The sequence below is a fragment of the Cellulomonas sp. ES6 genome (assembly GCF_030053835.1).
Classification (GTDB): domain Bacteria; phylum Actinomycetota; class Actinomycetes; order Actinomycetales; family Cellulomonadaceae; genus Cellulomonas.
The window spans coordinates 3,064,193-3,083,381 of record NZ_CP125655.1; the positions used below are offsets into that span (position 1 = coordinate 3,064,193).

General features: G+C 76.2%; 18 protein-coding genes, 1 pseudogene and 1 riboswitch. Of the genes and pseudogenes, 7 read left to right on the forward strand and 12 right to left on the reverse strand.

Annotated features, from left to right (window positions below; translation table 11 throughout):
• Positions 1–31 precede the first annotated feature (31 nt).
• Genes P9841_RS14250 through P9841_RS14265 form a run of 4 tightly spaced genes read right to left on the reverse strand, consistent with a single transcriptional unit; the run spans position 32 to position 4,881 of the window.
• Positions 32–943, reverse strand: a complete 912-nt coding sequence (locus P9841_RS14250) for an ABC transporter permease (RefSeq protein WP_283319305.1) — start codon at positions 941–943, stop codon at positions 32–34.
• The gene (locus P9841_RS14255) at positions 936–1,862 is read right to left on the reverse strand and encodes an ABC transporter permease (RefSeq protein ID WP_283319306.1); all 927 of its coding nucleotides are present in this window, start codon (positions 1,860–1,862) and stop codon (positions 936–938) included. Before P9841_RS14255 ends, P9841_RS14250 begins: the two co-directional genes overlap by 8 nt.
• On the reverse strand, positions 1,859–3,271 hold the full coding sequence (locus P9841_RS14260; protein ID WP_283319307.1) for a M14 family zinc carboxypeptidase: 1,413 nt from the start codon (positions 3,269–3,271) through the stop codon (positions 1,859–1,861). The genes P9841_RS14255 and P9841_RS14260 overlap by 4 nt, the downstream gene beginning before the upstream one ends.
• Positions 3,268–4,881: a peptide ABC transporter substrate-binding protein gene (locus P9841_RS14265; protein WP_283319308.1), complete on the reverse strand. Its 1,614-nt coding sequence runs from the start codon at positions 4,879–4,881 to the stop codon at positions 3,268–3,270. The genes P9841_RS14260 and P9841_RS14265 overlap by 4 nt, the downstream gene beginning before the upstream one ends.
• Before the next feature lie 160 nt (positions 4,882–5,041).
• On the opposite strand from P9841_RS14265, the gene P9841_RS14270 reads away from it, so the two are divergent.
• Both P9841_RS14270 and P9841_RS14275 read left to right on the forward strand, forming a co-directional pair.
• A complete protein-coding gene (locus tag P9841_RS14270) occupies positions 5,042–5,800 on the forward strand; it encodes an FMN-binding negative transcriptional regulator (RefSeq protein ID WP_283319309.1) in 759 nt (252 codons plus the stop codon).
• Between the two features lie 40 nt (positions 5,801–5,840).
• Complete coding sequence (locus P9841_RS14275; RefSeq protein WP_283319310.1) at positions 5,841–7,322, forward strand: amidohydrolase; 1,482 nt, start codon at positions 5,841–5,843, stop codon at positions 7,320–7,322.
• A gap of 7 nt (positions 7,323–7,329) precedes the next feature.
• On the opposite strand, the gene P9841_RS14280 is transcribed toward P9841_RS14275, so the two are convergent.
• Complete coding sequence (locus P9841_RS14280; RefSeq protein ID WP_283319311.1) at positions 7,330–7,908, reverse strand: cysteine hydrolase family protein; 579 nt, start codon at positions 7,906–7,908, stop codon at positions 7,330–7,332.
• A gap of 135 nt (positions 7,909–8,043) precedes the next feature.
• Here P9841_RS14280 and P9841_RS14285 point away from each other — a divergent pair, with 135 nt between their 5' ends.
• The 4 genes from P9841_RS14285 to P9841_RS14300 all read left to right on the forward strand — a co-directional run bounded on the left by P9841_RS14285 (position 8,044) and on the right by P9841_RS14300 (position 10,439).
• Complete coding sequence (locus tag P9841_RS14285) at positions 8,044–8,481, forward strand: hypothetical protein (RefSeq protein ID WP_283319312.1); 438 nt, start codon at positions 8,044–8,046, stop codon at positions 8,479–8,481.
• Between the two features lie 125 nt (positions 8,482–8,606).
• Positions 8,607–8,894 carry a phosphoribosylformylglycinamidine synthase subunit PurS gene (purS, locus tag P9841_RS14290; RefSeq protein ID WP_222170431.1) on the forward strand — a complete coding sequence of 96 codons (288 nt, stop codon included), beginning with the start codon at positions 8,607–8,609 and terminating at the stop codon, positions 8,892–8,894.
• Positions 8,894–9,589 carry a phosphoribosylformylglycinamidine synthase subunit PurQ gene (gene purQ, locus P9841_RS14295; RefSeq protein ID WP_283319313.1) on the forward strand — a complete coding sequence of 232 codons (696 nt, stop codon included), beginning with the start codon at positions 8,894–8,896 and terminating at the stop codon, positions 9,587–9,589. The genes purS and purQ overlap by 1 nt, the downstream gene beginning before the upstream one ends.
• A 178-nt stretch (positions 9,590–9,767) precedes the next feature.
• Positions 9,768–10,439 (forward strand): hypothetical protein, encoded by a 672-nt coding sequence (locus P9841_RS14300; protein WP_283319314.1) that lies wholly within the window; start codon positions 9,768–9,770, stop codon positions 10,437–10,439.
• A gap of 178 nt (positions 10,440–10,617) precedes the next feature.
• Here P9841_RS14300 and P9841_RS14305 read toward each other — a convergent pair whose 3' ends face one another.
• The 3 genes and pseudogenes from P9841_RS14305 to P9841_RS14315 form a co-directional block, all read right to left on the reverse strand.
• Positions 10,618–11,871, reverse strand: coding sequence for an O-succinylhomoserine sulfhydrylase (locus P9841_RS14305; RefSeq protein WP_283319315.1), 1,254 nt, complete (start codon positions 11,869–11,871; stop codon positions 10,618–10,620).
• On the reverse strand, positions 11,868–12,299 hold the full coding sequence (locus tag P9841_RS14310; RefSeq protein ID WP_283319316.1) for a rhodanese-like domain-containing protein: 432 nt from the start codon (positions 12,297–12,299) through the stop codon (positions 11,868–11,870). Before P9841_RS14310 ends, P9841_RS14305 begins: the two co-directional genes overlap by 4 nt.
• Before the next feature lie 23 nt (positions 12,300–12,322).
• Positions 12,323–12,499: pseudogene (locus P9841_RS14315) on the reverse strand (DUF1737 domain-containing protein); the annotation flags it as partial.
• A 217-nt stretch (positions 12,500–12,716) separates the two neighbouring features.
• Positions 12,717–12,832: riboswitch (SAM riboswitch) on the forward strand.
• Between the two features lie 49 nt (positions 12,833–12,881).
• Between P9841_RS14315 and P9841_RS14320 the strand changes: the two are divergent.
• Positions 12,882–14,255, forward strand: coding sequence for an aminotransferase class V-fold PLP-dependent enzyme (locus P9841_RS14320; protein WP_283319317.1), 1,374 nt, complete (start codon positions 12,882–12,884; stop codon positions 14,253–14,255).
• Between the two features lie 5 nt (positions 14,256–14,260).
• On the opposite strand, the gene P9841_RS14325 is transcribed toward P9841_RS14320, so the two are convergent.
• The 4 genes from P9841_RS14325 to P9841_RS14340 all read right to left on the reverse strand — a co-directional run bounded on the left by P9841_RS14325 (position 14,261) and on the right by P9841_RS14340 (position 19,092).
• Entirely contained in the window at positions 14,261–14,884 is a 624-nt protein-coding gene (locus tag P9841_RS14325; protein ID WP_283319318.1) for a pentapeptide repeat-containing protein, read from the reverse strand.
• 544 nt (positions 14,885–15,428) lie between these two features.
• Positions 15,429–16,388, reverse strand: coding sequence for a MaoC/PaaZ C-terminal domain-containing protein (locus P9841_RS14330; protein WP_283319319.1), 960 nt, complete (start codon positions 16,386–16,388; stop codon positions 15,429–15,431).
• Positions 16,385–17,749 (reverse strand): 3-oxoacyl-ACP reductase, encoded by a 1,365-nt coding sequence (locus P9841_RS14335; RefSeq protein ID WP_283319320.1) that lies wholly within the window; start codon positions 17,747–17,749, stop codon positions 16,385–16,387. The genes P9841_RS14330 and P9841_RS14335 overlap by 4 nt, the downstream gene beginning before the upstream one ends.
• Complete coding sequence (locus P9841_RS14340) at positions 17,749–19,092, reverse strand: acetyl-CoA C-acetyltransferase (protein WP_283319321.1); 1,344 nt, start codon at positions 19,090–19,092, stop codon at positions 17,749–17,751. Before P9841_RS14340 ends, P9841_RS14335 begins: the two co-directional genes overlap by 1 nt.
• Positions 19,093–19,189 lie beyond the last annotated feature (97 nt).

The window sequence follows — 19,189 nt, forward strand, 5'->3', positions numbered from 1 at the left end:
CGGTCGGGTCGGGTGGGCCCCGGTCGCGCGGTCAGCGCGACCTCGGGTCCAGGGTGTCGCGCAGCACGTCACCCAGGGTGATCATCGCGAGGACGGTCACGGTCAGGAACAGGCTCGGGAACACGAGCATGTGCGGGGAGGTCTGGAAGTACGCCTGCGCGCTGGAGAGCTGCAGGCCCCAGGAGATCGACGGCGCGCGCAGCCCGAGCCCGAGGAACGTCAGCGTGGACTCCGAGACGATGACGCCGCCGACCATCGTGGTCGCGACGGCCAGCACCGGCCCGATGGAGTTCGGCAGCACGTACCGCGCGATGATCCGCCGGTCCCGCAGGCCCATCGCCCGTGCCGCCTCCACGTAGGGGGCGTCCCGCACCGCGCGCACGGACGACCGCACGAGGCGCGCCATCGTCGGCCAGGAGAACAGCGCGAGCACCAGGGCGACCGTGACGGCGGAGCGGGTGCCGATGGACGTCAGCACCACGACGGCCCCGAGCAGGAACGGGAACCCGAGGAACACGTCGGTGAGCCGGGCGATCAGCCGGTCCGCGAACCCGCCGTAGAACCCGGCGGCCGTCCCCAGGACGAGCGCGACGAGCAGCGCGATGACGGTGCACAGCACCCCGACCGTGAGGGAGGCGCGGGTGCCGTACACGACGTTCGCGAACACGTCGCAGCCCTGCACGTCCGTGCCGAACACGTGGTCGCCGCCGGGCGGGCGGGCGCTCGCGGACAGGTCGCACACGCGCGGGTCCGGCTGGCCGAACAGCCCGGCGAACGCCTGCGGGACGACGGCGACGAGGGCGAGCAGCGCGAGGACGACGGCGCAGACCCAGAACAGGGGCCGGCGCCGCAGCGTGCGCCACACCCCGCGGGGCGTGGCCGGACCGGCGGCGGGGGCGCCCTGCGCCGGGTCGAGCGCGGTCGCGGCGATCGTCTCACTCATGGCGGATCCTCGGGTCGAGCACGGACGACAGCAGGTCCACGACGAGGTTGGTCAGCAGGAACACGATGATCAGCGCCGTGGAGACGCCCACCACCGTCGGGCCCTCGTGGGTGCGGATCGCCTGGAACAGCAGGTTCCCGACGCCCGGCAGGTTGAACACGCCCTCGACGACGACGGTGCCGCCGAGCAGGTAGCCGAGGTCGATGGCCAGGAACGTCAGCACCGGGATGGCGGAGTTGCGCATCACGTGGACGCCGACGACCTCGCGGCGCCGCAGGCCCTTGGCCCACAGCGTCCGCACGAAGTCGGACTGCAGGGTGTCGACCACGCTGCCGCGCATGAGGCGCGTGACGGACGCGAGCCCGAACACCGCGATGACGAGGGCGGGCAGCAGGTACGAGGTCGGCCAGCCCGCCGTGGTGCCGGCGACCGGGAACCAGCCGAGCCGCACGCCGAACAGCAGCTGGGCGGACACCGCGACCACGAACACCGGGATGCTGGTCGCGAGGATCGTCCCGGCCAGCACCAGCCGGTCCGCGGTGCGCCCGCGCCGCAGGCCCGCGAACAGGCCGAGGAGCACGCCGAGCACCACCTCGATGCCCCACGCCGTGAGCGCGAGCGTGATGGTGACCGGCCAGCGCAGCGACATGCGCTCGCCGACCGACTGGCCCGTGAAGTTGGTCCCCAGGTCGCCCTGCACCAGGCCGCCGAGGTAGCGGGCGTACTGCTGCAGCACGGGCTCGTCCAGGTGGTAGCGCTCGCGCAGCTCCGCCACGACGTTCGGGGGCAGCGGCCGGTCGCCGCCGAGCGCCTGGATCGGGTCGCCCGGCAGGGCGAAGACCATGAGGTAGATGATGAGCGTGACGCCGAGGAACACCAGGACGAGCTCGGCGACGCGGCGGACGAGGTAGCGGCTCACCGGCCACCGCCCGCGCCGGCGCCGGCCCGGTCCGCGAGGCACCGCACGGTCGCCAGCGCCGCGCCGTACTGCACGCCGACGAGCTTCTCGACCGGCAGCACCTGCACGCCGGTCACGCCCTCGGCCTCCGCGACCCACTCCCCGTACAGCGCGCGCCCGCGGTCCAGCACCCGGCGGACGCGCGCGGTGGCGATGCCCGCGGCCACCTCGGCGTCGAGCGCGCGCAGCAGCATCCCGCCGAACCGCAGCCGGAAGCACCGCACCACGTCCTCGGTGCTGAACACCTCGGCGGCGGTGGCCGGGCGGGACGTCCCGGGCCGGGCGGCCCGCGCGATCTCCGTGCGGCCGGACACCGACATCATCGGGACGAACGCCTCGCTGGCCCGCAGGAACGGCGTGCGCACGGACAGGTCCGGCCGGGCCTCGTCGAGCAGGCCGGCGAGCGCGCCGCCCAGCTCGAGCAGCGCCTCGCCCTTCGCCCGCACGACGTCCGCGTAGTCCGCCGAGGTCGGCGTGTCGTCCTCGGCCAGCGGGTGCGACCAGTAGGGCAGCTCCGCGACCAGGCTGACCGTGCCGTACCGGGCGGCGTAGGCCGCGGAGGACTCGCCCCCGACCATCGACGCGGCGTCCAGGCCGAGGGAGTCGAGGTACTCGTACTCGTCGCGGGTCGACATCGCCCAGTACACGGCCGGGGCCATGCGCCGCAGCGAGGGCGACTCGGGCTCGCCGGTGTCGAGCGGCAGGCCCAGCGCCCGCGGCACCGCGTGCAGGGCGGGCACGACGCCGGGCACGTCCTCGCTCACGTAGTAGTAGACGCCGCCCATCTCGGCGTTGTGCAGCGACATCATCAGCTCGGGCCGCACGTCGTCGATGAGCCGCATCAGCGCCTGCGTCTCGGGGATCACCGCGTCGAACCAGGCGTCCCGGTGCGCGAACGGGAACGACCACTCCACCTGCTCGTCCGGGGCCGGGCGGTAGAACCGGCGCGCGTACGCGGTGCGGTCGGTCGGGTCCGCGAACCAGCCCTCGTTGAGGCGGGTGCCGTCGGGGTCGATGCACGGCACGAGGTGCCAGGTCGACGCGCTCGCCTCCCGCAGCTCCTCGTCGGCGACCAGCTCGGCGGCCAGGTGCTGCAGCGTGCGGAACCCGATCGGCTCGTTGGGGTGCACCCCGGCGAACAGCAGCTGGGGGCGCGGCCCGTGGCCGACGGCGTACGACCACAGCGGCTCGCCGAGCCGGGAGGTCCCGATGCGCCGGCGCCGCACCAGCCCGGGGTGGTCGTCGGCCAGGGCGTCGAACCACGCGAGCAGCGCGTCGACGCCCGGGAAGTCGTGCAGGGGAGGCACGCGGCGGACCCGCTCGAGGACGTCCTCGAGCGAGCCCGCCGCGCCGGTGGTGCGCCGGCTCATGCGCCCTCGGCCAGCGTCACGGCGGCGTACGTCGGGTTGCCGACCGCCGAGGTCGGCAGGTCCGCGACGCGCTCCGACGTCACGTAGGAGTAGGTCTCGAAGAACAGCGGCGGCGCCGGGAAGTCCTCCATGATCCGCTCCTGCACCGCGGCGTAGGCGTCGGCCGCGTCCGCGGCGTCCACCTGGGCGTCGGCGGTGGCGATGAGCTCGGCGACCTCCGGCTCGTAGTACGGGATGCAGTTGGCGCAGCCGCCGCCGTCCACGTAGAACGCCCGCAGGGTGTTCTGCTGGCTGGGGTACAGCGCGCCCCAGCGGGAGAAGAACGGCCCGTCGACGTCCCCGTTCAGCCGGGTCTCGTAGAACTCGGCCCAGTCCGTGCTGGGGGTGGCGACCGACTCCACGCCGAGGTTCTGCCGGAGCTGGTTGGCGATGGCGGTGTAGAGCTCGTCCAGGCCGATGCCGCCGGGGTAGTAGATGTCGATGGTGCCGTCGAACCCGCCGGCCTCGTCGAGCAGGGCCTTGGCGGCGTCGGGGTCGTACTCGCACAGCTCGCCGCAGATGCCCTCGGGCGTGCCGGCCTCGACCGCCGGGGTCAGCGCGGTGGCGGGCGTGAAGGTGCCGCCGTAGATGACCTCGTCGATGGTCTCCCGGTCGATCGCCATGGAGATCGCCTGGCGCACCCGGACGTCGGAGTAGCGCTCGTCCCACAGCGGCAGGCCCAGGTAGGAGATGCCGGGCGCCTCGAAGGAGTACAGCCGGTCGCCGAAGTCCGCGGGCGCCTGCTGGAGGCGGGAGGCCGGGACGCCGACGACGTCGAGGTTGCCGGCCTGCACGTCGGTGTAGGCGGTCGTGGTGTCCGCGTACGGCACGAAGCTGATCCGGTCCACCGACGGCGCCGGGCCCTGGTAGTCCGCGTAGCGCTCGACCACCAGCGGCTCGTTCTCGACGTAGTCGTCCGTGAGCGCGAACGGGCCGTTGCCGACCGGGTGCCGGTTGTACGCGTCGAAGTCGTCGGCGGCGGTGGCGGGCATCGGGTACATCGCCGTCTGGCCCTGGCTGAGCTGGAGGGGGAACTGCCCGTCGGGGCCGGTCAGCTCGACGGTGAACGTCAGGTCGTCCACCACCGTCAGGCCGGACATCTCGGTGGTGGTGGGCTCGCCCTCGGCGGGGTTGAGGTCGGCGTAGCCCACGACGTTCGCGAGCTGGCCGGTGTTCTCGAACGCGTTCGGGCCGTACGCCACCGCGTTCCAGGAGTCGACGTAGTCCTGGGCGGTCACCGGGGTGCCGTCGTGGAACGTCCAGCCGTCCTTGAGCGTGATGGTCCAGGTCGTCGCGTCGTCGGACTCGACCGACTCGGCGGCCAGCATCGTGAGGTCGCCGGCGTCGTCCGCCCAGGTCAGCGACGACCACACGGCCATGCTGAAGTCGTAGGCGACGGTCTGGCGGCCGGGGATGATCTGGGCCGGGTCGGTGACGCCCACGCTGATCGCGCCGCCGCCGCCGGTCGCGGTGGAGGCGTCGTCGTCGGACCCGCCGCCGCCGCTGCACGCGGCGAGGGTCAGGGAGAGCGCGAGGGCTCCGGCCAGCAGCCGGGGTCGCGTCGAGTTCATGGGGAGCCTCCACATCCGGGGGTGCCTCGGGGGTGGCTCAGTCGACCGTGGGCAGCGACGACCCGTCAATAGGGTGAGTGCTGAAAGTTCAGTAGGAAATGAATCTTTAACACGTCCGACACGCGGGGGTGCTGCCGCCCCGGCCCGTCGCGGTGGTTGCATGGGGCACGTGATCCACACCGAGGACTACGTGCTCACCGACGAGGCGCGCGTGCGGGACCTCGTGCGGGAGCACGGCTGGGCGACGCTCGTGTCGGCGACCGCCGACGGGCCGGTCGCGTCGCACGTGCCGATCCTGCTGGAGGAGGGGGCTCCGGGGGAAGACCCGGCCGCGCGGCCGGGCGCCGCGGCCGGACCGGACGGCCCCGCCGACCCGCGCCGGCCCGGGCGGCACGCGCGCGCCCTGCCGGACCGGTTCACCGTCCCCGCGGCTCCCCTGAGCGTGCTGAGCCACCTCGGCCGGCCGGACGAGCTGCTGCACGACGTCGACGGCACCCGGGAGCACCTGCTCGTGGTCGAGGGGCCGTACGGCTACGTCTCGCCGGGCTGGTACGGCTACGCGCCCGCCGTGCCGACCTGGAACTACGTGGCCGTGCACCTGTACGGGACGCTCGAGCTGCTCGGCCCCGAGGAGTCGTACGCCGTCATGGGCGCGACCGTCGACCGGTACGAGGCCCCGATGCCCGACCCGGTCCGGATGCCCGACGTCGAGGGCTACGCCCGCCGCATCGCGCCCGGCGCCGTGGGGTTCCGGATGCGCGTCACGCGCTGGCAGGGCAAGGCCAAACTCAGCCAGGACAAGCCCCGCGAGGTCGCCGAGCGCGTCGCCACCGCCCTCGAGGACGACCCGCACTACGCCAACCCGGGGCTCGCCGCGGCGATGCGTGCCGAGCTCGCCCGCCGACCCGACCAGGGTTGACGCCCCGCGGGCGCCCGCCCGCCGCACCGAACGGAGTCCCATGTCCCGACCGCTCGTCCTCACCCGCGCGCGCCTGCTGGGCGCCGCCCGCACCGTCGACGTGCTGCTGCGCGACGGGCGGGTGCACGCCGTGGGGCCGGACCTCGCCCGCACGGCCGGAGCCGGCGTCGAGCAGGTCGACCTGGACGGGCGCACCGTCGTCCCGGGGCTCTGGGACCAGCACACCCACCTGACGCAGTGGGCGCTCGCGCGCCAGCGGCTCGACGTCTCGGGCGCCACGTCGGCGGCGCACGCGGTCCGCCTGGTCACCGAGCGCCTCGCCGCGACCGTCATGCTGCCCGGCACCGCGCTGGTGGGCTACGGGTTCCGCGACGGGCTGTGGCCGGACGAGCCGACGTCCGCGCTGCTCGACGCCGCCGTGGGGGAGACGCCCGTCGTCCTGGTGTCGGCCGACCTGCACTGCGCGTGGTTCAGCACGGCCGGGCTGCGGTACGCGGGCGTGCCGGCGCACCCCACGGGCCTGCTGCGCGAGACGGAGTGGCTGCCGCTGACCGCCGTCGTCGACCAGGTGCCCGACGAGGTGGCGGACGCCTGGGTCGCGGACGCGGCGCGCGCGGCCGCCCGGCGGGGCGTGGTCGGGGTGGTCGACTACGAGATCACCGAGAACCTCGGCCCGTGGCGGCGGCGCACGGCGGCGGGGTTCGACTCCCTGCGCGTCCGCGCCGGCGTCTGGGAGCCGTTCCTCGACCGGGTGCTCGCCGAGGAGCTGCGCACGGGCGACGTCGTCGTCGGCACCGGCGGCCTGCTGCAGCAGGGGCCGCTCAAGGTCGTCACCGACGGCTCGCTCAACACCCGCACCGCCTACTGCCACGACCCGTACCCCGGCCTGAGCGGCCCGGACGCCCACGGGGTGCTGTCCGTGCCGCCCGAGCACCTCGTGCCGCTCATGACGCACGCCCACCGCAAGGGCCTCACGTGCGCGATCCACGCGATCGGGGACCACGCCAACACGCTCGCCCTCGACGCGTTCGAGGCGTCCGGCGCGCGCGGCTCGGTGGAGCACGCCCAGCTGCTCGTCGACGCGGACGTCGCCCGGTTCGCGGCGCTCGACGTCGTCGCCTCCGTGCAGCCCGAGCACGCCGTGGACGACCGGGACGTCGCCGACCGCCACTGGGCGGGCCGCACGCACCGCGCGTTCCCGTTCGCCACCCTGGCCGCCGCGGGGGTGCGGCTCGCGCTCGGCTCGGACGCGCCCGTCGCGCCGCTCGACCCGTGGATCGCCGTGGCGGCCGCGGTGGAGCGCACCCGCGACGGACGCGAGCCCTGGCACCCGGAGCAGCGGCTCGACCTGCTGACGGCCCTGCGCGCCTCCACCGACGGGCAGCCGCTGACGCTCGCCGTCGGGGCGCCCGCCGACCTGGCGGTGCTCGACGCCGACCCGCTGTCGGCGTCGACCGCGCTGCGGGAGCTGCCGGTCGCCGGGACGCTGCTCGCGGGGCGCTGGACGCACCGGGAGCTGTGAGGGCGGGTCAGGCCGCCGGGCGCTCCGCCGCCGCGAGCACGTCCGCCGTCGCGACCACGCGCGCGAACCCGCCGCCGTGCAGGTTCGTGGCGGTCGCGCGGGCGAGGTCCTCGGCGCGGACCACCGTCCCGTCCGGCCCCGCCAGGTCGAAGGTGTGCGTGGCGTCGACCGGCAGCACGACGTCGTACCCGAGGTTGCCGGCCATCCGCGCGGTCGTCTCGACGCACATGTTGGTCTGGATCCCGCAGAGCACGAGCTGCCGCACGCCCGCGGCACCCAGCCAGGCGTGCAGGTCGGGCGTGCCGTAGAACGCGGAGTTCACCGTCTTGCGCACCAGCAGCGCCGGCTCCACCCCCGCGACCACCGGCTTCAGCGCGTGCCCGGGCGCGTCCGCCGCCAGCGGCCTGCCCGGCGCCGACACGTGCTGCACGACCACGACCGGGCGACCCGTGCGCCGCCAGGCGGCGAGCAGCGCGCCGATGTTCCCCTCGGCGTCCGGGTTGTCGCGGCGGCCCCAGAACCCGGCGTCGTCGAAGCCCTGCTGCACGTCGATGACGAGGAGGGCGGCGTCCGTGGCGATGTCCATGCCGTCATCGTGGCGCGTCGACCCGGGCCCCCGGGAGGGCCTCCTCCGCCGTCCTGCGTCGATCTCCTGCCGACGGGTGGCAGCACCCAGGCGGCCCGGTGCGCCGTCCGGGACCCCGACGTAGCGTCGAGGGCGATGCCTCCCCGCCACCCCGTCTGCCAGGCCCGCGGCGTCGCCGCGCGCACCGCCCTCGGGCTCCACCCGCGCGACGGCCGGCCGGTCGCGTGCTGGGTGGTGCACCCCGCCGACGACGACCCCGCCGCGCGCGCCCCGGTGACGCGGCTCGTCGCGGCGCTCGGCCTCGGCACCCCCGACGACCCGCGCCTGGCGCAGGTCGACGGGCACCGGGCGTCGCTCACCGCGGCCGGCGGCTGGGCCACCCTGTGGGTCGGGGACGGCGACGAGCTGGTGGCCGAGCACGACGACGACTGGCGCGACGCGCTGCTCGACCGGGGCTGGGCCGTCGTGGTGGTCGGCTACTCGCCGGAGCTGGGCGACGGTCGCACCAGCACCGTCTGGGAGTACCTCACCGGCGGGGCCGAGGCGCACGTGGGCGTGGTGCGGGCGGCCTGACCGCCGGGCGCCGCCGCCGCGTGCGGGACGGACCGCGCCCGCCTGCCGACCGCGCGGATCGGAGCGCCCCCGGCGGTCGGTAGGCTGGGCTCCACCCCCACCGCCGCGAACCAGGGAGCTCACCCGTGGGACGAGTCGTCGTCGATGTGATGCCCAAGCCGGAGATCCTCGACCCGCAGGGCAAGGCCGTCGCCGGGGCGCTGCCGCGGCTCGGGTTCGGCCAGTTCACCTCCGTCCGGCAGGGCAAGCGCTTCGAGCTCGAGGTCGACGGCCCCGTCACCCCCGAGGTGCTCGCGGCTGCGGCCGCCGCCGCCGAGCAGGTGCTGTCCAACCCGGTGATCGAGGACGTCGTGCGGGTCGCCGACTCCGAGGCCGACGCCGCCGCGACCGTCGCCTCGGAGGGTCTGGCCTGATGACCCGCATCGGCGTCGTCACCTTCCCGGGGACGCTCGACGACCGGGACGCCGCGCGGGCCGTGCGGCTCGCGGGCGCCGAGCCGGTCGCGCTCTGGCACGCGGACGCCGACCTGCACGGCGTCGACGCCGTCGTGCTGCCCGGCGGGTTCTCCTACGGCGACTACCTGCGCGCCGGAGCCATCAGCCGCTTCGCGCCCGTCATGGGCGAGGTCGTCGAGGCCGCCGGCAAGGGCATGCCCGTGCTCGGCATCTGCAACGGGTTCCAGGTCCTCACCGAGGCGCACCTGCTGCCCGGCTCGATGATCAAGAACGACCACCTGCACTTCGTCTGCCGCGAGCAGGTGCTGTCGGTGCAGTCCACGGACACGGCCTGGACGCGCGAGTACCGCCAGGGCGAGCGCATCACGATCCCGCTGAAGAACCAGGACGGCCAGTACGTCGCCGACGAGCGCACGCTCGACGAGCTCGAGGGCGAGGGACGCGTGGTCTTCCGCTACGAGGACCACAACCCCAACGGGTCGCGCCGCGGCATCGCCGGCATCAGCAACGCCCGCGGCAACGTCGTCGGTCTCATGCCGCACCCCGAGCACGCGGTCGAGGCGGGCTTCGGGCCGGACGGCGCGCGCGGCCCCCGCAGCGGCACGGACGGGCTGCGGTTCTTCACCTCGGTGATGCGGGCGCTCGTCTCCTGACGGCCGCCGTTCACCGGCGCCCGCCATGTGGACGCGCCGTGGTCCCGCCCCGCGGGGCCGGGCTACGGTGCGTGCGTGTTCCTGAGCCGGGTGTGTTGTCGCTGAGCTGACGACCCCGCGCGCCCGCGGCCGGACGGCCCTCGTCGCGCACCCCGCCTCACCCCTCGAGGACACCCCCATGGCTCAGCCCGTGCTGCACCGCGCGCCCGCGGTCGCCACCCGTCTTCCCGGCGCCGCCACCGCTCCCGGCCGCCACCACGTCGCCCTTCCCGCCGGGTTCCCGGCCCTGGAGCCCCGTCGCGTCGACGGGGCCGAGCCGGTCGCCGCCGTGCCGTCCGTGCCCGCCGCGCCCGTCCGGTCCGCGGCTCCGGCCGCCGCCGGCCCCGACATCCACGTCGGCAGCCCCGACTACGGCGTCCGCACCGTCGAGTTCCGCCCCGGCTCCGAGACCGCGATCGCGCTCGCCGCCGCCCGCGCCGACGTCATCCGGCTCGAGTTCTCCGTGGCCGTGCCGACGGTGGGGGCGCTCGCCCGGGTGGTCGCGCTCGTCGAGGAGGCCGTGGCCGACGCCGGCCGCGACCGCGCCGAGGTGCGGGTGGTGCTGGACCTCGAGGTCGTGCTCGCGTCGGACGAGCGCACCGCCCGCCGCAAGCGCTCGCACCTCGAGTACCTCGACGCCCTCTCCGGCCTGGGCTGGTCGCCCGCCGCGACCCGGGTCGTCACCACGCCGGCCCTGCTGGCCGCCGAGGTGCGCGAGCTCGCGCGCCGCGCCGGTGTCGACGGCGTGGTCCTGCTCCCGCTCGCGGGCGGCCCGGCGGCCGAGGACGAGCTCCGCGCCCTCGTCGCCTGACCCTGCCCTCACCCGCCCCGGCACCCGCGCCTCCCCGCCCCCTCGCCCCCTCCCTCTTCCGCCGTTCGGATCCGTTCGTGCGGACTCGCCGGGCGCGTCGGTGCGAACGGATCCGAACCGCGGGATGCGGGGATGGCTCCGTGGGGCGGGCGGGCGGGTCGGTGCGTGGCCCCGGGTGTCAGGCCGGGAGCGTGTCGAGGGCCTGGGCGAGGTCGTCGTGCAGGTCCGCCACGTCCTCGAGGCCCACGGACAGCCGCACCGTGGACTCCGCGATGCCGACCGCCGCGCGCCCGGCCGGGCCGAGCTTGCGGTGCGTGGTCGTCGCCGGGTGCGTGACCAGGGACTTCGCGTCGCCCAGGTTGTTCGAGATGTCGATGACCCGCAGCGCGTCGAGCACGGCGAACGTCGCGCGCTTCGCCTCGTCCGGCCCCGCGTCCTCCGGCACCCGCAGCCCGAACGTCACGACCGTCCCGCCGCCGTCCTGCTGCGCCAGCGCGAGGGCGTGCTGCGGGTGGGACGGCAGGTACGGGTAGCGCACGCCGGACACGGCGGGGTGCTCCTCCAGCCAGCCGGCCAGCGCGAGGGCGGACGCGGTCTGGTGGCGGACCCGCAGCGACAGCGTCTCCAGGCCCTTGAGCAGCACCCACGCGTTGAACGCCGACAGCGACGGCCCGGTGTTGCGGATCAGCGTCTGCACCGGTCCGTGCACGTACGCGTCGGTGCCGAGGATCGCCCCGCCGAGCACCCGCCCCTGCCCGTCGATGTGCTTGGTCGCCGAGTAGACGACCACGTCCGCGCCGAGCTCCAGGGGCCGCGACAGCACCGGGGTGGCGAACACGTTGTCGACGACGACGACCGCCCCGGCGGCGTGCGCGAGCCGGCTGACGGCCGCGATGTCGACGAGGTCCTGCATCGGGTTCGACGGGGTCTCGAAGAACACCACGTCGGCGGGGGTCGCGAGCGCCGCCTCCCACTGCTCCGGGACGTGCCCGTCCACGTAGTCGGTGCGCACGCCCCAGCCCGCGAGGACCTCGTCGAAGATCACCACGGAGGACCCGAACAGCGCCCGGGCGGCGACGACGCGCGACCCGGAGCGGACCAGGGCGGCGAGCGCCGTGAACACCGCGGACATGCCGGACGCGGTGGCGTAGCAGGCCTCGGCACCCTCCAGCAGCCGCAGCCGCTCCTCGAACGTCGACACCGTCGGGTTGCCGTAGCGGGAGTACAGGAACCGATCGGCCTCACCCGCGAACGCCGCCTCGGCGTCGGCGGCGCGCTCGTAGACGTAGCCCTGCGTGAGGAACAGCGCCTCGGACGTCTCCTGGAACCCGGACCGGACCGTGCCGCCGCGCACGGCGAGCGAGTCGGGGCGCAGCGACGCCCGGGGGAGCCGCTCGTCGCGCCAGTCGCCGGGTCCGGGGGCGGGCCTCACGCGTCCCGCCACGGCAGGCCGGCGGCGCGCCAGCCGGTGTGCCCGCGGCGCCCGTCGGGGCCGACGTCGCCCTCGAAGCCGGTCAGCACGTTGTACGCCGGGCCGAGGCCCGCGGCGGTCGCCGTCGTCGCGGCGGCCACCGACCGGACGCCCGAACGGCACAGGAACACCACCGGGCGCGGCTCGCCCGCGACGATCCCCGCGGCCGCGAGCCCGTCGAGGAACGCGGGGTTGGGGCGGCCGGTCCCGTCGGTCCACTCGACGAACGCGGTCCGCTCGTCGCCGTCGGCGAGCTCCGCGGTGTCCGGGACGCCGATCGTCTGCCACTCGCCCTCCGTGCGGACGTCCACGAGGACGGCGCGCGGGTCGGACGCCAGCAGGTCCCAGGCCTCCCGCGGGGTGAGGTCACCCGCGTACGGGGCGCTCACGCCGGCACCACCCGGGCACGCGCGGCCTCGGGCAGGACGAGCGCCTGGGCGACGACCACCCGCTCGCCGTCGAAGGTCGCGGCGGGGCTGCCGTGCAGCACGTAGCCCTCGTCGAGGGCGGCGCTCACCCGCTCGCAGAACGTGCGGTCGTCCGGCCCGGTCAGCAGCCGGTAGCGCAGGCGGTCGTCGGTCGTCGTCATGCTCTCCTCCATCGGACCTGGCGGAAGCACCCTCGGCCGGCCCGTGCTCGTGGGAGCCCCGGGCCGCGGGTTGCTGCGGCGTCGACGAGCCAGATCTCTCGGCCGCTCTGGATGGTGCGGCGATGCTACGCCATGCCCCGGGCCCCCGGGGCGGGTGAGGCCGCACTGTGGACGACGGTTGACACCCGCGCGGACCGCGCCGCATCCTACGGGCGTAGGTCATGAGCGCCAGCGCGAAGCCCCGGCTCGCTGGCCGGCAACCCTCCCACCGCGGCGGGGTGCCCCGGGTGACGACCTGGCCGTCCACCGACCGGTGGCCGGCAAGCGCGGGGTCGCCCGGTCGGTGACCGGGCCCCCACCGAGATCCACCGGGGGTCCTCCCATGTCCGTCAGCACCCTGTCCTGCGCCACCGCCCTGCTGCCCGTGGTCGGGGGTGACACGCCCGTCCCGCTGGTCGACGGCCGGTCGGTGCCGTACGCCAACCTCGACTACGCCGCGTCCGCACCCGCCCTGGAGGCGGTGGCCACCCGCGTCGTCGAGGTGCTGCCGCTGTACGCGTCGGTGCACCGCGGCGCCGGGTACCTGTCCCAGGTGTCGACCGCCCTGTACGAGGCGTCCCGCGCGGCGGTCGCCCGGTTCGCCGGCGCCCGGCCCGACGACGTCGCCGTCATCACCCGGAACACCACCGACGCGCTGAACCTGCTGGCCGGCTGCGTCCCGGAGGGCGGGCGCGTGCTCGTGCTGGACGTCGAGCACCACGCGAACCTGCTGCCCTGGGTGCGGTCTGTGCGCGGGTCGGGCCGGGTCGCGACGATCCTGCCGGTGGCGGCGACCGTCGCGGAGACGCTCGCGTCGCTCCGCGCGGAGCTCGCCCGGCAGCCGTACGCGCTCGTCACGGTGACCGGGGCCTCCAACGTGACCGGGGAGTCGCTGCCGCTGGCGTCCGTGGTCGCGCTCGCGCAGGAGGGTGGGGCGCGGGTCGCGGTCGACGGGGCGCAGCTGCTGCCGCACCGGGCGTTCTCGCTCGCGGAGTCGGGGGTCGACTACGTGGCGTTCTCCGGGCACAAGACGTACGCGCCGTTCGGCGCCGGCGCGCTCGTCGGCCGGCGCGACTGGCTGGACGCCGGCACGCCGTACCTCGCGGGCGGCGGCGCCGTCCGGGACGTGCGCACCGACCGCACGCTGTGGCAGCCGGCGCCCGCCCGGCACGAGGGCGGCTCCCCGAACGTGCTGGGCGCGGTGGCGCTCGCGGAGGCGTGCGACGCCCTGTCCGCCCTGCCCGAGGGCGCGCTGGCGGCGCACGAGTCGGCGCTGCGCGACCGGCTGCTCGACGGCCTCGCGGCGGTCCCCGGCGTGCGGGTGCTGCGGCTGTGGCCGGACTCCGCCGACCCGGTCGGCGTCGTGTCGTTCACCGTGGGGGAGCACGACCCGGGCCTCGTCGCCGCGTACCTCTCGGCCGAGCACGGGGTGGGCGTCCGCGACGGCCGGTTCTGCGCGCACCCGCTGCTGGCGCGCGTCGGCGTGACGGGCGGTGCGGTCCGGGCGTCGGTCGGGGTCGGGACGACGGCCGAGGTCGTGGACCGGCTGCTCGACGGCCTGCGCGCCTTCGTCGAGCACGGCCCGCGCGCCCGCTACGAGGTCGTCGACGGCTGCTGGGCGGTGGCCGACGACCCGCGTCCGCGGCCGGCGGTCACGGGCATCGAGTCCATCGCGGCGACGGCGGCGGCCGCGTGCGGCCCGGCCGTGGAGGTCTGAGCCCGTCAGTCCACCGTCACGCCGAGGTGCGCGGCGAGCACCTCGGACAGGTCCAGGAGCTGCTCGCGGCTGATCGTCGTGCCCCGCAGGCCCGCGATCCCGTCGACGCCGGCGAGCTCGGCGCCCCGCAGGTCGGTGTCGCGGAGCTGGGCGCGCGTGACGTCGAGCCGGCCGACGCGGCAGTCCGCGAACGTCACGCGGGCGGCGCGCACGCCCGCGAGGTCCAGGTCCCCGATCGTGCAGCCGGTGAACCGCAGGTCCTGCACCCGGGAGTCGCGCAGGTTGAGGTAGTCGATCTTGCCGCCCTCGACGGTCACCCGGTCCCAGGTGCCGCCGAACGCCTCGACGGCGCCGAACCGGCACCCCCGCAGCGCGACGTCCCGCCACGAGCCCCCGCGCGCACGCACGGCGCCCGCCCGGCAGTCCGCGAGCGTGGTGTCGACGAGGCGCGCGTGGTCGAGGGTCGCGCCCTCCAGGTCGCAGCCCCGCAGCAGGCACTCGACGAGCCGGGCGCCCTCGCCGTCGGCACCGGAGAGGTCGAGGCCGTCGAGCAGCAGGCGGTCGTAGTCGCCCTCCGGCTGCCAGGTCCCGGTCCAGGGCTCCAGCACGTCCTCGCGGGGGGTGGTCATGCGCCCACCCTCCCACCCGCCACCCACAGCCCCGCGCGCCCACGCGCCCGCCCGCCCGCGCACCCGCCCGCCCGCCCCCTCCCGCGCACCCCCTCGCGCCGAGAAGCCAGGACACGCCCGGGATCCGGGCCGCAGCGCCCGCGTGTCCTGGACTCTCGACGCAGCACTCGCGCACGGGGAGGGAGCGCCCGCGCGCTCACGTTCAGGCCCGCGCTCAGCCGCTCTTGCTCTGGCCCTCACGCCGAGATGCCAGGACGCGCCCGGGATTCGGGCGCCGGCGCCCGCGTGTCCTGGACTCTCGGCGCGGCGCCCGCGCACGGGAGGGAGCGCCCGCGCCCGGGCCCGCGCGCTCACGCTCAGGCCTGCGATCAACCCTCACCCTCTGGCCCTCATGCCGAGACGCCAGGACACGCCCGGGGTTCCAGACGCGGCGTCCGCGTGTCCTGGACTCTCGGCGCGGTGCTCGCGCGCGCGGGGGTCGGCGCGGGGCACGCGCACGGGAGGCAGCGCGCACGCGCGCGGCCTGGCCCCCCGTGCGGTCCCGTCAGCGCAGGGGGCGGACGTCCGAGACGAGGTGCAGCTTGCCTCGCTTCGCGTCCCAGGCGGTGACCGTCCAGCCCTCATCGGTCGGGGCGGTCCGCACCGCCGGGGACGACGGCAGCAGCACCGGCGCGGTGAACTCGACGTCCCACGCGTACGCCGGCCCCCGCCGCGCCCCGACCGCGGCGAGCGCCCGGGCGGCGGTGTCCATGCCGTGGGCGATCGCCCGGGGGAACCCGAGCGCCCGCGCGGTGAGCGGGGACAGGTGGATGGGGTTCGCGTCGCCGGACACGGCGGCGTAGCGGCGGCCGGTGTCCGCGGCGAGCGCCCACCGGCCCGTGGGGACCGGGGGCTCGAACGGCGGTCGCGGCTCCTCCTCCGGGGCCTCGCCGGCGGCCCGGGACCCGACGGCGAGGTAGGTGGACACGCCGCGCCACGCGGGCGGGTCGGCGTCCGGCCCGCCCGCCGGCCGGACCTCGGTCACCAGGTCGACCTGCGCGCCGCGGCGGTGCGGCCGCAGGTCCTGCGCCCACGCCCGGATGTCGAGCGCGTCCCCGACGTGCAGCGGCGCGCGCTGCACGACGCGGTTCGCCAGGTGGACCATGCCGAGCGCGGGCAGCGGGAACTCCGGCCGCACGACGAGGGCGATGGCCACGGGGAACGCCAGCACGTGCGCGTACCCGGCGGGCAGCTCGTCCGTCGCGGCCTCGCCGACGTGGTGCTGGTACGCCGTCAGGTGGTCGACGTCCGGCCGCACACCGCGCAGCAGGTGCTCGACGGCGGGCAGCGCGGCGGCGCCCCCCGACGCGCCTCCGCCCCCCGACGGGCGCCCGCCCCCGGACGCGCCCCCGCCGAGCCGCCCCCGCACCGCCGACGCCCCGGCCCGGGCGTACAGCGCCCCCAGCCGGGGCACGGCGCCGAGCTCGACCGGGCGTCGCGCGCCGGCGGTGGTGGCCGCCGTCACCGGCCCACCATGCTCTGCCCGCACACCCGCAGCACCTGCCCGACGACGCCGCCGGCCGGCGGGGACGCGAGGAACGCGACCGCCTCGGCGACGTCGACCGGCAGCCCGCCCTGCTGCAGCGAGGACAGCCGCCGCGCGACCTGCCGGGTGAGGGCGGGCATCCGGGCGGTCATGTCGGTCTCGATGAACCCGGGCGCGACCGCGTTCGCCGTGCCGCCGAACGCCGCCAGCAGGGGCGCGGTGGCCTGGACCATGCCGATCACGCCGCCCTTGGACGCGGCGTAGTTGGTCTGGCCGCGGTTGCCGGCGATGCCGGAGGTGGACGCGAGCGACACGATCCGGGGGGCGTCGGCGAAGTCGCCGGAGGTCAGCAGCGCCTCGTTGATGCGGAGCTGGGCCGCGACGTTCACGGCGATGACGGACTCCCAGCGGTCGGGCGTCATGTTGGCGAGCAGCTTGTCCCGCGTGATCCCGGCGTTGTGCACGACGACGTCGAGCCGGCCGTGCCGGGCCAGCGCGTGCTCGAGGATCCGCGCCCCGGAGTCCTCGGCGGTGACGTCGAGCTGCAGCGCGGTCCCGCGCACGCGGTTGGCGACGGCCGCCAGCGCCTCGCCGGCGGCGGGGACGTCCACCGCCACGACGGTCGCGCCGTCCCGGGCGAGCGTCGTGGTGATGGCCTCGCCGATGCCGCGGGCGGCGCCGGTGACGACGGCGACGCGCCCGGCGAGCGGCTGGTCCCAGTCGGCGGGCAGCGTCCCGGCGTCGGAGTCGACCGCGAGGAGCTGGCCGTCGACGTACGCCGACCGCGCGGACAGCAGGAACCGCAGCGCGCCGAGGGCGGCCGGGGCGGTGACGGGCACACCGTCCGCGACGACCACGCCGTTGGCGGTCGCGCCGGCGCGCAGCTCCTTGGCCACGGAGCGCAGCGCACCGTCCACGCCCTGCCGGGCGGCGGCGACCGCCGGTGCCTGGTCGGGGGTGGCGGGCCGGGAGACCGTCACGACGCGGCCGTGCGGGGTGAGCGTCCGCAGCACGGGCGCGAGGGCGAGCAGCGGGCCGGCGAGCGCCTCCGGGTGCGTGACCTCGCTGAGCGCCAGCACGACCGCCGCGAACCGGGTGCCCTCGGTGGCGTGCCGCCGGACGTCGAGGTCCCAGCCCTTGTGGTCGGCCGACGTCCCGGCGAGCAGGCGGGCGAGCGCGTCGGCGTCCGGCCCCTCGCCGAGCACGAGCACCGGTCCGTCGACGAGCGGGGCCCCGGCGCGGTACCGGTGCAGGCGCGCGGGACGCGGCAGGCCGAGCTGCTTCGCGATCTTCGAGGTGAGCCCGTCGTTGACGAGGTCGAGGTAGCGGTCGGTCGTCATCACACGGCCTCCAGGATCGCGGCGACGCCGAGGCCGCCGGCGGCGCACACGGACACCAGGGCCCGCACCGGCCGGTCCTCGCCGGCGGCCAGCAGCTCGGCGCGACGGCGGTGGAGCTGCTGGGCGGTCGTCGCGACGATCCGCCCTCCGGTGGCGGCGAACGGGTGCCCGGCCGCGAGCGAGGACCCGTGCACGTTGAGCCGGTCGCGGTCGACGGAGCCCAGCGCGTCGTCCAGCCCGAGGCGCGTGAGGCAGAACTCCTTGTCCTCCCACGCGGCGAGGGTGCTGAGCACCGTGGCGGCGAAGGCCTCGTGGATCTCCACGTAGTCGAGGTCGGCGAGCGTCAGCCCCTGCCGGGCGAGCAGGCGCGGCACCGCGAACACAGGCGCCATGAGCAGCCCGTCCTCGCCGTGCACGAAGTCGACGGCCGCGGTCTCGGCGTCGACGACGGCGGCGAGCGGGGTCAGCCCGCGCTCGCGGGCCCAGTCCTCGGAGGCCAGCAGCACGGTGGACGCGCCGTCGGTCAGCGGCGTGGAGTTGCCGGCGGTCATCGTCGCCGGGGTGTCGAGCCGGGTGCCGAACACCGGCTTGAGCGAACCGAGCTTCTCGAGCGAGGTGTCGGGCCGCAGGTTCTGGTCGCGGACCAGCCCGCGGTACGGCGTCACGAGGTCGTCGAAGAACCCGGTGTCGTAGGCCGCCGCGAGCCGCTGGTGGCTGGCGAGCGCGAGCTCGTCCTGGGCGGCGCGGGTGATGCCCCACTGCGCCGTCGTGAGCGCCTGGTGCTCGCCCATCGACAGGCCGGTGCGCGGCTCGTCGGTGCGCGGGGTGACGGGCTTGAGGTCCCCGGGGCGCAGCGCGGCGGCGGCCTTGAGCCGCTGGGGGACGGACCGCGCCCGGGCGAGCGTCAGCAGCGTGCGGCGCAGCCCCTCGCTGACGGTGATCGGGACGTCGGACGCGGTGTCGACGCCGCCCGCGATGCCCGACTCGACCTGCCCGAGCCGGATCTTGTTGGCCACCGACACGACGGCCTCGAGGCCGGTCGCGCAGGCCTGCTGCAGGTCGTAGGCGGGCGTGCGGGCCGACAGCGGCGACCCGAGCACGGCCTCGCGGGTGAGGTTGAAGTCGCGGCTGTGCTTGAGGACGGCGCCGGCCACCACCTCCCCGAGCACCTCGTCCTGGAGGCCGTAGCGCGCGACGAGCCCGTCGAGCGCCGCGGTGAGCATGTCGAGGTTGCCGACCCGCGCGTACCGCCCGCCGGAGCGGGCGAACGGGATCCGGTTGCCGCCGACCACCACGGCGCGGCGCGTGGCCGGCGTCGGGGTCGTGCTGGGCGTGGCTGCCATGTGGGGGTCCTCCCGCATCGTCGTCGATGTCGTGCTGCCGGAAACGCCGTCGGATCGGGACTTCCGTCCCTTGCGTCGTGCCCGAAACCCACAGTAC